12 protein-coding genes are annotated in these 14659 nt (G+C 71.8%); 4 read left to right on the plus strand and 8 right to left on the minus strand.

The window, feature by feature from the left end; genetic code table 11:
- Positions 1-61 precede the first annotated feature (61 nt).
- Positions 62-946, plus strand: a complete 885-nt coding sequence (locus AC3RX1_RS13760; RefSeq protein ID WP_491501818.1) for an iron-sulfur binding domain-containing protein — start codon at positions 62-64, stop codon at positions 944-946.
- Positions 947-1087: 141 nt separating this feature from the next.
- Here AC3RX1_RS13760 and rbfA read toward each other — a convergent pair whose 3' ends face one another.
- The 7 genes from rbfA to AC3RX1_RS13795 form a co-directional block, all read right to left on the minus strand.
- Positions 1088-1519, minus strand: coding sequence for a 30S ribosome-binding factor RbfA (rbfA, locus tag AC3RX1_RS13765; protein WP_491501819.1), 432 nt, complete (start codon positions 1517-1519; stop codon positions 1088-1090).
- A 52-nt stretch (positions 1520-1571) separates the two neighbouring features.
- A complete protein-coding gene (gene infB / locus AC3RX1_RS13770; protein WP_491501820.1) occupies positions 1572-4319 on the minus strand; it encodes a translation initiation factor IF-2 in 2748 nt (915 codons plus the stop codon).
- Positions 4320-4411: 92 nt separating this feature from the next.
- Complete coding sequence (locus tag AC3RX1_RS13775) at positions 4412-4663, minus strand: YlxR family protein (protein ID WP_491501821.1); 252 nt, start codon at positions 4661-4663, stop codon at positions 4412-4414.
- Positions 4664-4718: 55 nt separating this feature from the next.
- A complete protein-coding gene (gene nusA / locus AC3RX1_RS13780) occupies positions 4719-5708 on the minus strand; it encodes a transcription termination factor NusA (protein ID WP_491501822.1) in 990 nt (329 codons plus the stop codon).
- Between the two features lie 117 nt (positions 5709-5825).
- Positions 5826-7655: a lipase family protein gene (locus tag AC3RX1_RS13785; protein WP_491501823.1), complete on the minus strand. Its 1830-nt coding sequence runs from the start codon at positions 7653-7655 to the stop codon at positions 5826-5828.
- 39 nt (positions 7656-7694) lie between these two features.
- Entirely contained in the window at positions 7695-8729 is a 1035-nt protein-coding gene (locus AC3RX1_RS13790; RefSeq protein ID WP_491501824.1) for an LOG family protein, read from the minus strand.
- Between the two features lie 29 nt (positions 8730-8758).
- Positions 8759-10513 carry a proline--tRNA ligase gene (locus AC3RX1_RS13795; RefSeq protein ID WP_491501825.1) on the minus strand — a complete coding sequence of 585 codons (1755 nt, stop codon included), beginning with the start codon at positions 10511-10513 and terminating at the stop codon, positions 8759-8761.
- 72 nt (positions 10514-10585) lie between these two features.
- On the opposite strand from AC3RX1_RS13795, the gene AC3RX1_RS13800 reads away from it, so the two are divergent.
- The 3 genes from AC3RX1_RS13800 to AC3RX1_RS13810 are packed head-to-tail and all read left to right on the plus strand — an operon-like array spanning position 10586 to position 13706.
- The gene (locus AC3RX1_RS13800; protein ID WP_491501826.1) at positions 10586-12163 is read left to right on the plus strand and encodes an RNB domain-containing ribonuclease; all 1578 of its coding nucleotides are present in this window, start codon (positions 10586-10588) and stop codon (positions 12161-12163) included.
- A complete protein-coding gene (gene pcp / locus AC3RX1_RS13805; protein ID WP_491501827.1) occupies positions 12163-12795 on the plus strand; it encodes a pyroglutamyl-peptidase I in 633 nt (210 codons plus the stop codon). Before AC3RX1_RS13800 ends, pcp begins: the two co-directional genes overlap by 1 nt.
- Positions 12796-12812: 17 nt before the next feature.
- Positions 12813-13706: an aminoglycoside phosphotransferase family protein gene (locus AC3RX1_RS13810; protein WP_498239494.1), complete on the plus strand. Its 894-nt coding sequence runs from the start codon at positions 12813-12815 to the stop codon at positions 13704-13706.
- 55 nt (positions 13707-13761) lie between these two features.
- Here AC3RX1_RS13810 and AC3RX1_RS13815 read toward each other — a convergent pair whose 3' ends face one another.
- On the minus strand, positions 13762-14610 hold the full coding sequence (locus tag AC3RX1_RS13815) for an alanyl-tRNA editing protein (RefSeq protein WP_491501829.1): 849 nt from the start codon (positions 14608-14610) through the stop codon (positions 13762-13764).
- Between the last annotated feature and the right edge of the window lie 49 nt (positions 14611-14659).

A 14659-nucleotide genomic window follows, 5' to 3' on the forward strand; every position in this document is an offset into this window, starting at 1 on the left:
GGCGCGGCGGCGGCGCCCCCCGATCGCTGCCGGCGGCGGTCATGTGCATAGGCTGGTTCTCGTGCCCGCACCTGATCTCGCCACGCCGCTCGTGGCCTGGTACCGGCGCCATGCCCGCGATCTGCCGTGGCGGCGCGCCGACTTCCACGAGCGCTTCGGGGGCTGGGGAGTGCTGGTCAGCGAGTTCATGCTGCAGCAGACGCCGACGACGCGGGTCATCCCGCACCTCGACGCCTGGCTCGCACGATGGCCGACGCCCGGCGCTCTCGCCGCCGAGCCGCCGGCCGAGGCCGTGCGGCAGTGGGCGAACCTCGGCTACCCGCGCCGCGCCCTGTGGCTGCACCGCGCGGCGGTGCAGCTGCGCGACCTGCACGGCGACATCGTTCCCGCCGACGTCGATGCGCTCCTCGCGCTCTCGGGGATCGGCGCGTACACCGCGCGCGCCGTCGCGGTCTTCGCGTACGGGCAGCGCCACCCCGTCGTCGACACCAACACGCGTCGCGTGCTCGCCCGGGCTCTCGACGGGCGGTCGCAGCCGGGCGCGCCGTCGCCGCGCGATCTGGACAGGATGGCGCGGCTGCTGCCCGCCGACGACGGCGACGCCGCGACCATGAACGCCGCGACGATGGAGCTGGGCGCCGTCGTGTGCATCGCGCGGACGCCCCGATGCGAGGCGTGCCCGATCGCCGGACTGTGCGCGTGGCGCGCCGCCGGCTACCCCGACACCGGCGACGCCCGCCGCAAGCAGGCGCGCTATGAGGGCAGCGACCGGCAGGCGCGCGGCGCAGTGCTCCGGGCGCTCCGGGATGCACCGGGGCACGAGCTGCCGCATCCCGTCGTGATCGTCGACTGGAACGACGAGCGGCAGCGCGACCGGGCGATCGACTCACTCATCGCCGACGGACTGGCCGAAGCTGTCGACGGAATGCTGCGCCTCCCCCGGTAACGGCGGCGGATGCCGGGCGAGGAGCCGCCGGGGACGACCGCTCCCGCCGTGACTGCACATCATCTTCTCGACTGCACACCGATTCGCACGCAGACTGATGTGCTCTCGTCGAAATCGTACGATCTCGACGAACCAGGCGGGTTACTCCGCGTCGGTCTCGCGGGGCTTGACGTAGGGGTCGGCCTCGCCGGCGTGGGTGGCGCCGGCGGCGAGACCCGCCACGTGCTCGTCGCGCTCACGCGCCTCGCGCAGCAGGTCTTCGATGTGCCCGGCGCTCTCCGGGATCGCGTCGTGGATGAACTCCAGCGTCGGGGTCAGCCGCACCTGCAGCTGTCGACCCACCTCGCTGCGCAGCATCCCGGTCGCCGCCCGCAGGGCCTCGGCCGTGTCCTGCCGCTCCTTCTCGTCCCCGAGCACCGTGTAGAACACCGACGCGTGCTGCAGATCGCCCGTCACACGGACATCGGTGATCGTGACGAAGCCGAGCCGCGGGTCGCGCAGCCCCTTCTCGAGCCGCTGCGCGATGAGAACGCGGATGCGGTCGGCAAGGCGTGCCTGTCGCTCTGAAGACATGATTCCTCCTGAGTGCGTGGGGGACGCTCCCGCGTCCCCCACGCTGGTGCGCTCACGCGCGGGGCTTCTCCACCATCTCCGTGGTCTCGATCTCGTCGCCGACCTGGATGTCGTTGAACTTGCCGAGGCCGATGCCCGCCTCGAAGTCCGTGCGGACCTCGGTGACGTCGTCCTTGAAGCGGCGCAGCGATTCGATCGCGAGGCCGTCGGCCAGCACGACGCCGTCGCGGATGACCCGCGCCTTGGCGTTGCGCGTGATCGTTCCCGACCGCACGATGACACCGGCGATGTTGCCGAACTTGGAGGAGCGGAACACCTCGCGGATCTCGGCGACGCCCGACTGGACCTCTTCGAACTCCGGCTTGAGCATCCCCTTCAGCGAGTTCTCGATGTCCTCCAGCGCCGAGTAGATGACCGAGTAGAACCGGATGTCCACGCCTTCGCGCTGGGCGCGCTCGCGCGCCTTCTGGTCGGGGCGGACGTTGAAGCCCACGATGATCGCGTTGTCGATCGTCGCGAGGTCCACATCCGACTCGGTGATCGCACCCACACCGCGGTGCAGGATGCGCAGCTGCACGGAGTCGTCGACCTCGATCTTCAGCAGCGACTCCTCCAGCGCCTCGACGGCACCGGAGACGTCACCCTTGATGATGAGGTTGAGCGACTCGACCTTGCCCTCCTCGAGCGCCTTCGTGAAGTCCTCGAGCGAGATGCGCTTGCGGGCCTTCGCCAGCTGCGCGTTGCGCTCGGCAGCCTCGCGCTTCTCGGCGATCTGCCGGGCGGTGCGGTCGTCGTCGGTCACGATGAACGTGTCACCGGCGCGCGGCACGGAGTTCAGACCCTGCACCTGCACCGGACGCGAAGGCTGAGCCTCCTCGACGGCGTCGCCGTTCTCGTCGACCATCGCCCGCACGCGGCCGAAGGCCGTGCCCGCGACGATCGCGTCGCCGACACGCAGCGTTCCGGACTGGATGAGCACCGTGGCGACCGAGCCGCGGCCCTTGTCGAGCTTCGCCTCGATCGCGACGCCGCGGGCGGCCTTGTTCGGGTTGGCCCGCAGGTCGAGACCCGCGTCGGCGGTCAGCAGCACGGCGTCGAGCAGCTCCTGGATGCCGATGTTCTCGCGCGCCGAGACATCGACGAACATCACGTCGCCGCCGTACTCCTCGGCGACCAGTCCGTACTCGGTGAGCTGCTGACGCACCTTGGCCGGGTTGGCGTCGGGCTTGTCGACCTTGTTCACCGCGACCACGATCGGCACATCCGCCGACTGCGCGTGGTTCAGGGCCTCGACCGTCTGCGGCATGATGCCGTCATCGGCCGCGACGACGAGGATCGCGATGTCGGTCACCTGCGCACCGCGGGCACGCATGGCGGTGAACGCCTCGTGACCCGGGGTGTCGATGAACGTGATCGCGCGCTCGTTGCCCTCGTGCTCGGTCCAGATCTGGTACGCACCGATGTGCTGGGTGATCCCGCCGGCCTCGCCCGCCACGACGTTCGTCTGCCGGATCGCGTCCAGCAGTCGCGTCTTGCCGTGGTCGACGTGGCCCATGACGGTGACCACCGGAGGACGGATCTCGAGGTCCTCGTCGTCCTCCTCGGCGAGCTCCGCCTCGAGGTCGAGACCGAAGCCCTCGAGGAGCTCCTTGTCCTCGTCCTCGGGCGACACCATCTGGATCTTGTAGCCGAGCTCCTCGCCCAGCACCTCGAACGTGGCTTCGTCGAGCGACTCGGTCGCCGTCGCCATCTCACCCAGGTTGAACAGGATCGTCACCAGGGTGCCCGGCTGCACGGTGTACCCGCGCAGCGCCTCGAGCTTGTCGGCGAAGTCGGAGATCGACGCACCGCGACGCAGGCGGATGATCTCGCCGTTGCCCTTCTGGACGTTGATGCCGCCGACGACCGGCGCCGACCGCATCTCGAACTCCTGCCGCTTCGCGCGCCTCGACTTGCGCTGCTTCGACTTGCCGCCGCCCTTGCCGAAGGCACCGGCGGTGCCGCCGCCGGGACCACGACCGCGACCGCCACCACCGGGACGACCGGCGAAACCGCCGCCGGGACGACCGGCGAAGCCACCGCCGGCACCGCCCGGTCCGCCGCCGGCGCCCGGACGACCCGGACGCTGCTGGAACGGCGCACCGCCACCCGGACGACCCGGACGGCCGGCGCCGCCGGCACCGGGACGACCCGGACGCGGAGCGCCGGGACGCGGCGAACCCGGGCGCGGCGGCTGAGGCCGCGGCGCCTGCGGACGCGGGATGTTGCCGGGCGAGGGACGCTGGCCCATGCCCTGCGAGGGGGCGAAGGGATTGTTGCCCGGGCGGGGACCGGCGGGACGCTGGCCCATGCCCTGCGACGACGCGAAGGGGTTGTTGCCGGGGCGGGGGCCGCCCGGCTTGGGTGTCCCACCGGGCTTCGGCGCAGACGGAGCCGACGGCGCCGCGGTCTTCGGCTCGGCGGCCTCGGCCTCGGCCGGGGCGGGCTTCGCCGCGACGGGCTTGGCCGGAGCGGCCGGGGCCGCGTCCGCGGGCTTGCCGGCGGATGCGCCGGGCTTGGGTGCCGCCGGACGCGCCGGGCCGGGACGGCCTGCTGCGGGCCCCGCGGCACCGCCGCCGTTGTCGGCGGCCTTCTTCACTCCGTCGGCCTCGAGGGCGGCACGGAGCTTACGGGCCACCGGAGGTTCGATGGTCGAGGAAGGGCTCTTGACGAATTCGCCGAGCTCCTTCAGCTTCGCGAGGGCGACCTTGCTGTCGACGCCGAGCTCGGAAGCGATCTCGTGTACGCGTGGTTTTGCCACAATTCTCCTGTCTGAGGCCTCCCCCAGACAGGGCAGACCGTTAGTCGCGGACGGGTCTCATTTCGAGCCGTTCACTTTGATTCCATAGCCGTTCAGCCTTTTCGCTGGATGTGCTGTTCGATGGTCTGCGTGTCAAGCGGGCCTGACACACGCAATGCTCGTACGAATGCGCGGCGCCGGATGGCGGTGCCCACGCACGAGGGTGTGTCGTGTACCCAGGCGCCTCGCCCCGGCATCGACGCGCGCTCATCGGGGACGAGGACTGAATCGACGGCCACGACTCGCAGGAGTGTGGACCGGGGCGCACGCATGCGGCATCCGACGCACGTTCGTACAGGTTCCATTCTACACTCCCCCGGCGGTGCGACCGCTGACCGGCTCGGCGCTCGCCCTGGACCGTCAGCCCTCGTCGAGGATCGAGTCGGGCTGGATGTCGATCTTCGCGCCGGTGAGCTTGGCGGCGAGGCGGGCGTTCTGCCCCTCCTTGCCGATCGCGAGCGACAGCTGGTAGTCCGGCACGAGCGCGCGCACGGCCTTGGTGCCCGGGTCGAGGATGAAGCTCGAGGTGACCTTCGCCGGCGACAGCGCGTTCGCCACGAACTTCGCCAGCTCGGCGTCGTAGTCGACGATGTCGATCTTCTCGCCGCTGAGCTCCTCGGTCACTGCGCGCACCCGGCGGCCGAGTTCGCCGATGCAGGCGCCCTTGGCGTTGATCGACGGGTCGTTCGCCTTGACCGCGATCTTCGTGCGGTGCCCGGCCTCGCGGGCGAGCGAGACGATCTCGACCAGGCCCGACGCGATCTCGGGGACCTCCAGCGCGAACAGCTTGCGCACGAGCCCGGGATGCGTGCGCGACACGGTGATCGCGGGCCCCTTGGCGCCCTTCCCGACGCTCGTGACGTACACGCGCAGGCGGGCGCCGTGGGCGTAGTCCTCGCCCGGCACCTGCTCCTCGGGAGGCAGGATCGCCTCGACGGTGCCGAGGTCGACGTGCACCATGCGGGGGTTCGGGCCCTGCTGCACCACGCCGGCGACGATGTCGCCCTCCTTGCCGCGGAACTCGCCGAGCACGGCGTCGTCGGCGATGTCGCGCAGCCGCTGGCTGATCACCTGCTTCGCGGCGAACGCGGCGATGCGGCCGAAGTCCTCGGGAGTGCTCTCCTCTTCGCCGATGACGGCGCCGGAGTCGTCGAGGAGCGGCACGAAGACGGCGACGTGACCGGTCTTGCGGTCGAGGTGCGCCCGGGCGCCTTCGGGGAGGGTCCCGGCGGTGGAGGTGTTCTTCGCGTACGCGGTGAGGATCGCCTGCTCGATGATCCGCACGAGCTCGTCGAAGGGGATCTCCTTCTCCCGCTCGACGGTCCTCAGCAGTCCCAGATCGATTTCCATCGCGACCTCTCTCTTCAGCTTTCGCAGGCGTGCGCGCACGCCGACATCCCTACAACGGTACCGGATGCGTCTGCCGGCGGCTGGGAGGATGCCCCGGTCACGGGGCGCCGCACGGCGCTACGCGCACTGCGACGGCGGAGCCGCGCGATGTCCGATCAGGCCCGCGGTCCAGTCGACGAGCTTGGGGAGCACGGGCGAGCCCGGCTGCAGGATCGTCTGGTGCCGGATCGCGGCGTACTCGTCCCACTCGACGCTGTTGCGCGCCTTGCACAGCCGTCCCACGAGAGCGACCTGCTGGCTGCGCGGGATCACCTCGTCGCGCTCGCCCCACGCGATGAACAGGGGCGCCTTCCACGTGCCGGTCGCGTCGTTCTGGCCGAGGCGCCGGCCCAGCGCCCCCTTCGTCAGGTCGCCGATGTAGAGCGGGCGGTCCTCGGAGACCCCGAGCGCCGCCACGACCGAGACGATGACGCCGGGCTCCGTGGGACAGCGCTGCGCCATCTCACGCACGATCGCGCGGGCCCCCGGCGAGACGTAGTCGGTGACGCGCACGTCGGCGTACGTCTCCGAGTACGGCACGAGCACCCATGCGGTGAGCACCGTCAGCTGCACGCTCGCGTATCCGGCAGTGAGGTCGCGCGCGAGCGACAGCGGGTCGGCGGCCGGAGCGAGGGCCGCGGTGCCGAGGATCGTCAGCTCGGGGGTGTACTTCGACGCGATCCTGCTCGCCCACAGCGCCGCGTGCCCGCCCTGCGAGTGCCCCCAGACGACGACCTCGTCGGAGATCCAGGTGTGCGGAAGGCGCTGGGCGGCCAGCACCGCGTCGAGCGCCGACCTGCCCTCGCCCTCGCCGATGAGGTACGGGAACACGCCGGGGGCACCCTGGCCGGCGTAGTCGGGTGCCACCACCACCCAGTTGTGGGCGATCGCCGCGTCGAGCGCCGGGATCGCCCAGTGCGTCGCGGCGTCATCGCGCAGACTGGGCGCGCATCCGCGCGCCACACCGGTCGTGCCGTGGTTCCACAGCACGACGGGCAGGGGCGCGGGCAGTGCCACGTCGGGGATGATCACGAGTCCGCTCGCGGCGACCGGCTGCCCGTGCGCATCCGTCGTCGTGTACAGCATCCGCTTGACCGTCGCGCCCGCCGGCAGCGTGCCGCCGTAGTCGTCGGTGCGGATGAGCTGTCCGTGGCCGGTCGGCAGCGTCGCCGGCGGGTCGTAGAAGGCGTCGATGACCGGGGCGCCGCCCTGCAGCCAGCCGTTGAGGAAGCCTCCGGCGACCGTGACGACCACGAGCAGGCCGGCGACGGCGAAGCGCCCGGCGTCGCCGCGTCGCGGGTGCGGACGCCGCCGGGGACCGCTCATCCCGCCGCGGTCGGGGCGCCGCGCGAGCGCGGTGACGCCGCGCGTGAGCTGGATGAGGCCGAACACGAGCGTGCGCACGCCGAACACGACGGCGACGACGAGCACCGTGACATCGGGCCAGGTCAGCGCGAGCAGTCCGAACGCGACCTGGGCGGCACCCCACGTCGCGGTCAGCACCCGCGCGCTCGTGCGCACCCGCTCACCGGCTCGACGCCGGGACACCGCATCGCCGAGCGACCCGACTCCGCCGAGCATCAGCAGCACCGCGAGCACCGGCGGCAGGAGGTTGAGGCTCGCGCCCAGCCAGACCAGCACGACGAGTCCCGCGACGATCCAGGCGATCGCGAACGCGCGGGTCCACCAGCGCGGCGAGCGGTGCGTCGAGACGAGCTCGAGGATGCCGGAGACGATCGCGCTCGCCCCGACGTACAGCCCGAGCAGCAGAAGCGAGGTGAGCGGGCGTGCGACGATCAGGACGCCGAGGACGGCGACTGCCGCACCGACGACGATGAGCACGCGCGGGGGTGCCTGGGCGAGCAGGCGCGGCAGAACGCTCCAGCGCCTTCCCTCACGTTCCGCCATCACGCGCCATGATAGGTCGGCGCCCTGCGCCGCCGCTGATCACTCCGGATCGACCCACGAGTTGATCGCGCCGATCAGGCGGTACAGCTCGCCGACCCGGAACGGGCTGAACCTCATCACGAGCCGGGGAAGGTCGAGCCGGTCGTCGTCCTCGCGCTCGTCGCGCAGCGGCCCCGACGGCTCGATCGCTCCGTCGAGGAGGAGGTGCCGGAACCGCTCGTTCAGCTCGCTCAGCTGCTCGTCGGTCGGTGCGGTGCGCACGCGCAGCACGAGCCGGTCGCGCACCCAGCGCAGCGAGTCGTAGTTGCGCCAGAATCCGATGAGCTGCTCGACCGCCGCCGGCACCGAGTCGGTCACGAGCACCCGTTCGAAGTCGTCGGGGTCGATCACGCCCGCGGGCACGAGGTGCTGATCGACGAAGCGCCGCAGCCCTGCCCAGAACGTGCCGCCCGGCTCGTCGAGGAGCACGATCGGCATCGGCTCGGCCTTGCCGGTCTGCTGCAGCGTGAGCAGCTCGAACATCTCGTCCAGGGTTCCGAAGCCGCCGGGCACGCACACGAAGCCGTGCGACTCCTTCATGAGCATGAGCTTGCGGGTGAAGAAGTACTTCATCGAGACGATGTTCGTGCTGTCGGCGATGAGCGCGTTCGGCTTCTCCTCGAACGGCAGCCGGATGGAGATGCCGATCGAGCGGTCGGGCCCGGCGCCTTCGGCCGCTGCCTGCATGATGCCGGGGCCGGCACCCGTGACGACCATCCACCCGCGCTCGGAGAGGATGTGCGCGGCGTGCCGCGCCTGACGGTAGAGCGGATCGTCGGGCTTGGTGCGCGCGGACCCGAAGATCGTGACCTTCGGCACGTCGTCGTACGGGGCGAACAGTTCGAACGCCGCCCGCATCTCGGTGAGCGCCGCCGAGCTGATCTTCAGATCGAGGCGGTCGGTGTCGTCCATTCCGAGGCCGATCCCTGTCGCGAGGATGCGTGCCACGAGATCGGTCTGCTCGGTGATGCCCGCGGCGTCGATCGCCTGCCGCAGCGCCTCGGTGACTTCCGCCGGGATCCTGTTCTCCGCCATACCCCCACCCTCCCACGGGCGGGAGTCGGTCAGGACCGCAGCCGGGCTACGGCGTCGGCGGCGGGCAGCGTCTCGCGCTCCCCGGTGCGCCGGTTCCACACCTCGACCCGCCCCTCGGCGGCGCCGCGGCCGACCACGAGCACGCGCGGGATGCCGATGAGCTCGGCGTCGCCGAACTTCACGCCGGGCGAGACCTTGGGCCGGTCGTCGTACAGCACCTCGAGCCCCGCCGCCTCGAGCTCGGCCGACAGCGCCTCGGCGAGTTCGAAGGCCACCGGATCCTTCCCGGTCGCGACGACATGCACGTCGAACGGCGCGACGGACTCGGGCCAGATGAGGCCACGGTCGTCGTTGTTGAGCTCGGCGATGATCGCGAGGATGCGGGTCACGCCGATGCCGTACGACCCCATCGTCACGGTCGTGAGCTTGCCGTTCTCGTCGAGCACCTTCAGCCCCAGCGCCTCGGCGTACTTGCGGCCGAGCTGGAAGACATGGCCGATCTCCATGCCGCGCGCGAGGGTCACCGGACCGGAGCCGTCGGGCGCCGGGTCGCCCTCGCGCACCGTCGCGACCTCGACGAAGCCGTCCGCGGTGAAGTCGCGGCCGGCGACGAGAGAGTGCACATGCTTCTGGTCGATGTTGGCGCCGGTGATCCAGCTCGTGCCGTCGACGACGCGCGGGTCGAGGAGGTACCGGATGCCGGTGGCCGACTCCTCGCCGAACACCGCACCGGTCTCGGACCACGGACCGATGTAGCCCTTGACGAGCAGCGGGTTCTTCTCGAAGTCCTCGGGCGTCGCGGCTTCGACCTCGGCGGGTGCGAAGGCGACCTCGGCGCGCTTGTCGTCGACGTCGCGGTCTCCCGGGAGGCCGACGATGACGAGCTCGCGGGTGCCGTCGAGATGCGTGAGCGCGAGCACGACGTTCTTCAGAGTGTCGGCGGCGGTGTACTCGCCGTCCAGCACGGCGTTGGAGTGGGCGACGAGCGTGTCGATCGTGGGGGTGTCCGGCGAGTCGAAGATCTGCGGCTGCGGCTGACCGTCGATCGGGAGCGGCGCGGGCGCGACCGTGGTGAACGCCTCGACGTTGGCGGCGTAGCCGCCCTCCGAGCGCACGAACGTGTCCTCGCCGACCGGTGTGGGGTGGAGGAACTCCTCGCTGCGCGATCCGCCCATCGCACCGGCGTCGGCCTGCACGATGACGTATTCGAGCCCCAGCCGCTGGAAGATGCGCTCGTAGGCGTCGCGCTGCGCCGTGTACGACGCATCCAGCCCCTCGTCGGTGTAGTCGAACGAGTAGGCGTCCTTCATCGTGAACTCGCGGCCGCGCAGGAGCCCCGCGCGGGGCCGCGCCTCGTCGCGGTACTTGTCCTGGATCTGGAAGATCGTCAGCGGCAGGTCCTTGTAGGACGAGTAGAGGTCCTTCACGAGCAGGGTGAACGCCTCCTCGTGCGTCGGCGCGAGAAGGTAGTCGCTGCCCTTGCGGTCCTGCAGCCGGAACAGCAGATCGCCGTACTCCTCCCAGCGCCCCGTCGCCTCGTACGGCTCACGCGGCATGAGGGCCGGGAAGTGCACCTCCTGGGCGCCCGCGGCCGCCATCTCCTCGCGGATGATGCGCTCGATGTTCGCCTTCACGCGCAGGCCCAGCGGCAGCCACGCGAAGACGCCGGCCGCCTGACGCCGGATGTAGCCGGCGCGCACGAGCAGCTTGTGGCTCGTGACCTCCGCCTCGGCGGGGTCTTCACGGAGCGTGCGGACGAAGAAGTTCGACAGACGGGTGACCACGATCCCCCAGTCTAGGGCGCGGGATGCCGTGGCCCCGCGGGATGTCGGAGACGGCCTGCGTACACTGACGACGTGCCCGGACGTCGCCCTCATCTCGTGTCCGCGGCGGCCGGGGACGCCCTGGCCGCCTCGCTCGCCGCGCTCCACACCGAGCTCGAGCTGCCCGAGGACTTCCCCCCGGAGGTGCTCGCCGAGGCGCAGGCGGCCGCCCGCGACGTCTCCGTGGCGCCGGGCGGAGACCTCGCCGATCTGCGCGACATCGAGTTCCTCACGATCGATCCCGCCGGCGCGCGCGACCTCGATCAGGCGCTGCACCTCGAGCGCACGCCGACCGGCGGCATCCTGCACTACGCGATCGCCGACGTTCCCGCGTATGTGCGGCCGGGCGGCGCCGTCGACGCCGAGGCGCGCTCGCGCGGCGAGACGCTGTACGCCGTGGACGGACACGTCCCGCTGCACCCTGTCGTCCTGAGCGAGGGCGCGGCATCGCTGTTCGCCGATGAGGACCATCTCGCGTTCGTGTGGCGGGTCGAGCTCGACGAAGGCGCGCGGCCGGTCTCGACCACGCTGCAGCGGGCGGTCGTCCGGTCGCGCCGGCAGTGGAGCTATCCCGACGCGCAGCGGGCGATCGACGACGGCTCGGCCCCCGACGGCCTGCGGGCGCTGCCGTGGTTCGGCGAGCAGCGCGCGGCGCGCGAGGCGGAACGCGGAGGCGCGAGCCTGAACTCGCCCGAGGTCGAGGTGGTGGCCGTCGACGGCGGCTACCGGCTCGAGCGCCGCGCGATCGTGCCTCTCGAGGACTGGAACGCACAGGTGTCGCTGCTGACCGGGATGGAGGCGGCCCGCATCATGCTGGACGGCCGCGTCGGCATCCTGCGCACGATGCCCGCGGCGGCCGAGGAGGACGTCACGGCGTTCCGCGCGCAGACCGTCGCGCTCGGCAAGCCGTGGCCCGAGGGGATGCCGTACGGCGAGTATCTGCGCGGGCTGCACGCCGACGACCCGGCGACGCTCGCGGTGCTCGACGCCGCCACGAGCCTCTTCCGCGGCGCCGGCTACACCGCGTTCGACGGCGACGTGCCCGACGAGACCGTGCAGGCGGCGATCGCTGCGCCGTACGCGCACACCACGGCTCCGCTGCGCCGGCTCGTCGACCGGTGGTCGCTCGTGATCTGCGAGGCGCTGGCGAACGGGCGTGCGGTGCCGGAGTGGGCACGTTCGAGCCTGCACGAGCTGCCGAAGATCATGGGGCGCTGCGATCAGCGCGCCGCGCAGCTCGCCGCTGCGACGATCGACCGGGTCGAGGCGGCGGTGCTCACCGGGCAGGAAGGGCGCGAGTTCACCGGCGTCGTCCTCGGACGCCGCGGCGACGGCGCGCGCGTGCAGCTGACCGGACCGCTGGTGTCGGTGAAGGTCGCGGAGCTGGAGACGGCGGCAGGCTCGATGGTGCGGCTGCGGCTGGAGCGGGCCGACATCGCGACCGGCGAGATCGTGCTGGTGGCGGTCGACGGGGCTTCCGCGCCCCGCGTGCAGCGCGCGAAAGGCGGAGATCGCGTGAAAGGCGGAGCCTCCGCCGGGGATTCCTCCGAATCCGGTGACATCTCCGCCTCTGGTGCGGCTGCGGACGGGCCGGGCGGAGGCCGGGACTGATGCCGGGCGTGCTGCTGACAGGGTTCGAGCCGTTCGGCGCCGATCCGGTCAACCCGTCGGGAGACGCCGTGCAGGCCGCCGCCGGGCTCTGGGAGCGGCCGGAGCCGCTGGTGACCGCGGTGCTTCCCGTGACGTTCGACGGGGCTGCTGCCGCGCTGCGCGAGCTCATCGCCGCGCACGATCCGGATGTCGTCATCGCGACGGGTCTCGCAGGCGGACGCGCGACGATCACCATCGAGCGGGTGGCGGTGAACCTCATCGATGCGCGCATTCCCGACAACGCCGGCGAGCAGCCGGTCGACGAGGCGTCGGTTCCCGGAGGCCCCCCGGCATGGTTTGCGACTCTTCCGGTCAAGGCGATCGTCCGGGCGGTGGCGGATGCGGGGATCCCGTGCGCGGCGTCGATGACGGCCGGCACGTACGTGTGCAACCACGTGTTCGCGCACGCGCTGGATGCCGTGCGACCGGGCGCCCGGGCCGGGTTCATCCACGTGCCGTGGGGCCGCGGGCAGGCGCCCGCCGGGCAGCCCGAGCTCGATGTGGCTGACGTGGCACGGGCGTTCCTCATCGCCGCCGGAACGGCGCTCGAGGTCGAGCATGACCTCGTCGCGCCCGGCGGCACGCTGCATTGAGCCCACCGATGCCGCGGATGCCGGAGGCCGAGGTCGACATCGACCTTGATCTGGTCGCGCGCCTTCTGCGCGAGCAGCATCCCGACCTCGCCGGTCGGCCGATGCGGATCGCGCAGAACGGCTGGGACAACGTGATGGTCCGGCTCGGCGATGACCTCGCGGTTCGGCTGCCGCGACGGGAGGCGGCGGCGCGGCTCGTCGAGCACGAGCAGCTCGTGCTGCCGCGGTTGGCGCTGCCCATCGCGGTTCCCGTCCCCGTGCGGGTGGGACGCCCGACGGGCTTCTATCCCTGGGCCTGGTCGGTGGTCCCGTGGCTCGAGGGCGAGGTCGCCGCCGCCCACCCGGCGCACGAACGGGACGCCTGGGCCGGCCAGCTGGCCGGAGTCATGGCGGCGCTCCACGCGCCGGCAGACGCGGACGCGCCGGCGAACCCGGTGCGGGGAGTCCCGCTCGCCGACCGCGCCGACGCGGTTCACGAGCGTCTCGCCCTGCTCGACGACGCTCTTCCCCGGCCCCTCGTCGAGAGGTTGCGGGCGGCGCTCGCGTCGGGCCTCGCCGCTGCCGAGCGGGATGGCGCTCCGCTGTGGATCCACGGTGATCCGCATCCGTTGAACATGCTGTGCCGGGATGGCGCGCTGGTGGCGCTCATCGACTTCGGCGACGTGACCGCAGGCGACCCGGCGACCGATCTCGCCGCCGGTTGGCTGTGCTTCACCGCCGTCGGGCGGTCGGCGTTCATCGACCGATACACCGTCTTGACCGGGACGGATGCCGCGACCTGGCGTCGCGCGCGGGCATGGGCTGCCATCATGGCGTCGGCGCTGCTGGTGGCCAGTGACGATCACCCCGCTCTCGCGGCGCTCGGGCGGCACACGGCAGCACAGCTCGCGGCCGACGCTCCCGGCCTCTAAGCCATCGCGTTCCGACTCGGTCGCCGCGCCGCTCGCCCGACGACCGGGAACCGGGTCAGCGGGGGACGGCCGTCGTCGTCATGACGAGCAGTTGCGGGTCGGACAGGTCGAGCGACACCGTGATCGACGCGAACTCCTCCAGCGACCCCACATGGGTGCCGCCGCACGGAATCGAGGCCGTCCCCTCCGGGAGGTCGCACTCCCACCGCCGTCGATCGACGATCGACGGCCCCTCGACGACGAGGCGGCTCGGCGCGGCAGACGCGACCCACGCGGCGAGCCGATCGTTGATCCGCTCCTCGCGCTCGCCGATCGAGGCCGCGAAGCCCTCCGTGTCGAACCCCGCCTTGCGCAGGCTCTTGCCGAGGCGGTACTCGTCCACCGAGCCGTCCTCGCGGATGCGGCTCGTCTGATTCGCGCGGCCCTCGAAGTCGGGGTTTCCCAGCGCGTCGCCACCGGGGTCCTTCCGCCACAGGTCGGCGAGTGCGAGGTCAAGCGCGAGCGACGCCAGGTGGCAGGCGGTGTGGCCGCGGCTGAGCCCCTCCCGCCGCGGGGCGTCGACCTCGGCCGTCACGCTCACTCCGGGCGCGAGCCACACCGGCCGGCCGCCGTCGAGCCGATGCGCGACGAGCCACGTCCAGCCGTCGACGCCGCGCTTGACCGGGATGTCGGTTCCGACGAAGACCTCGCCTTCGGGATCGACGGCGGCCATCACCGCCTCCTCGACGCGCACGGCGGCTTCATCGGCGCGCAGGTAGCCCGCATCGCCGGGCTGATCCGGCCAGGTGTGGTCGACCGGATGGAAGGGAGTGACATCCAGCACCGCCACCTCGCCGACGACGTACTGCACCACACCCTCCCCCGTCACGGCACCTTCGGGGAACGTCACGACTGTCGCTGACATGGGCCTCCTTCGCGCCTCGCACACTATCAACCCGCTCGATGTCCGGGCC

This window comes from Microbacterium altimontanum (genome assembly GCF_058349865.2).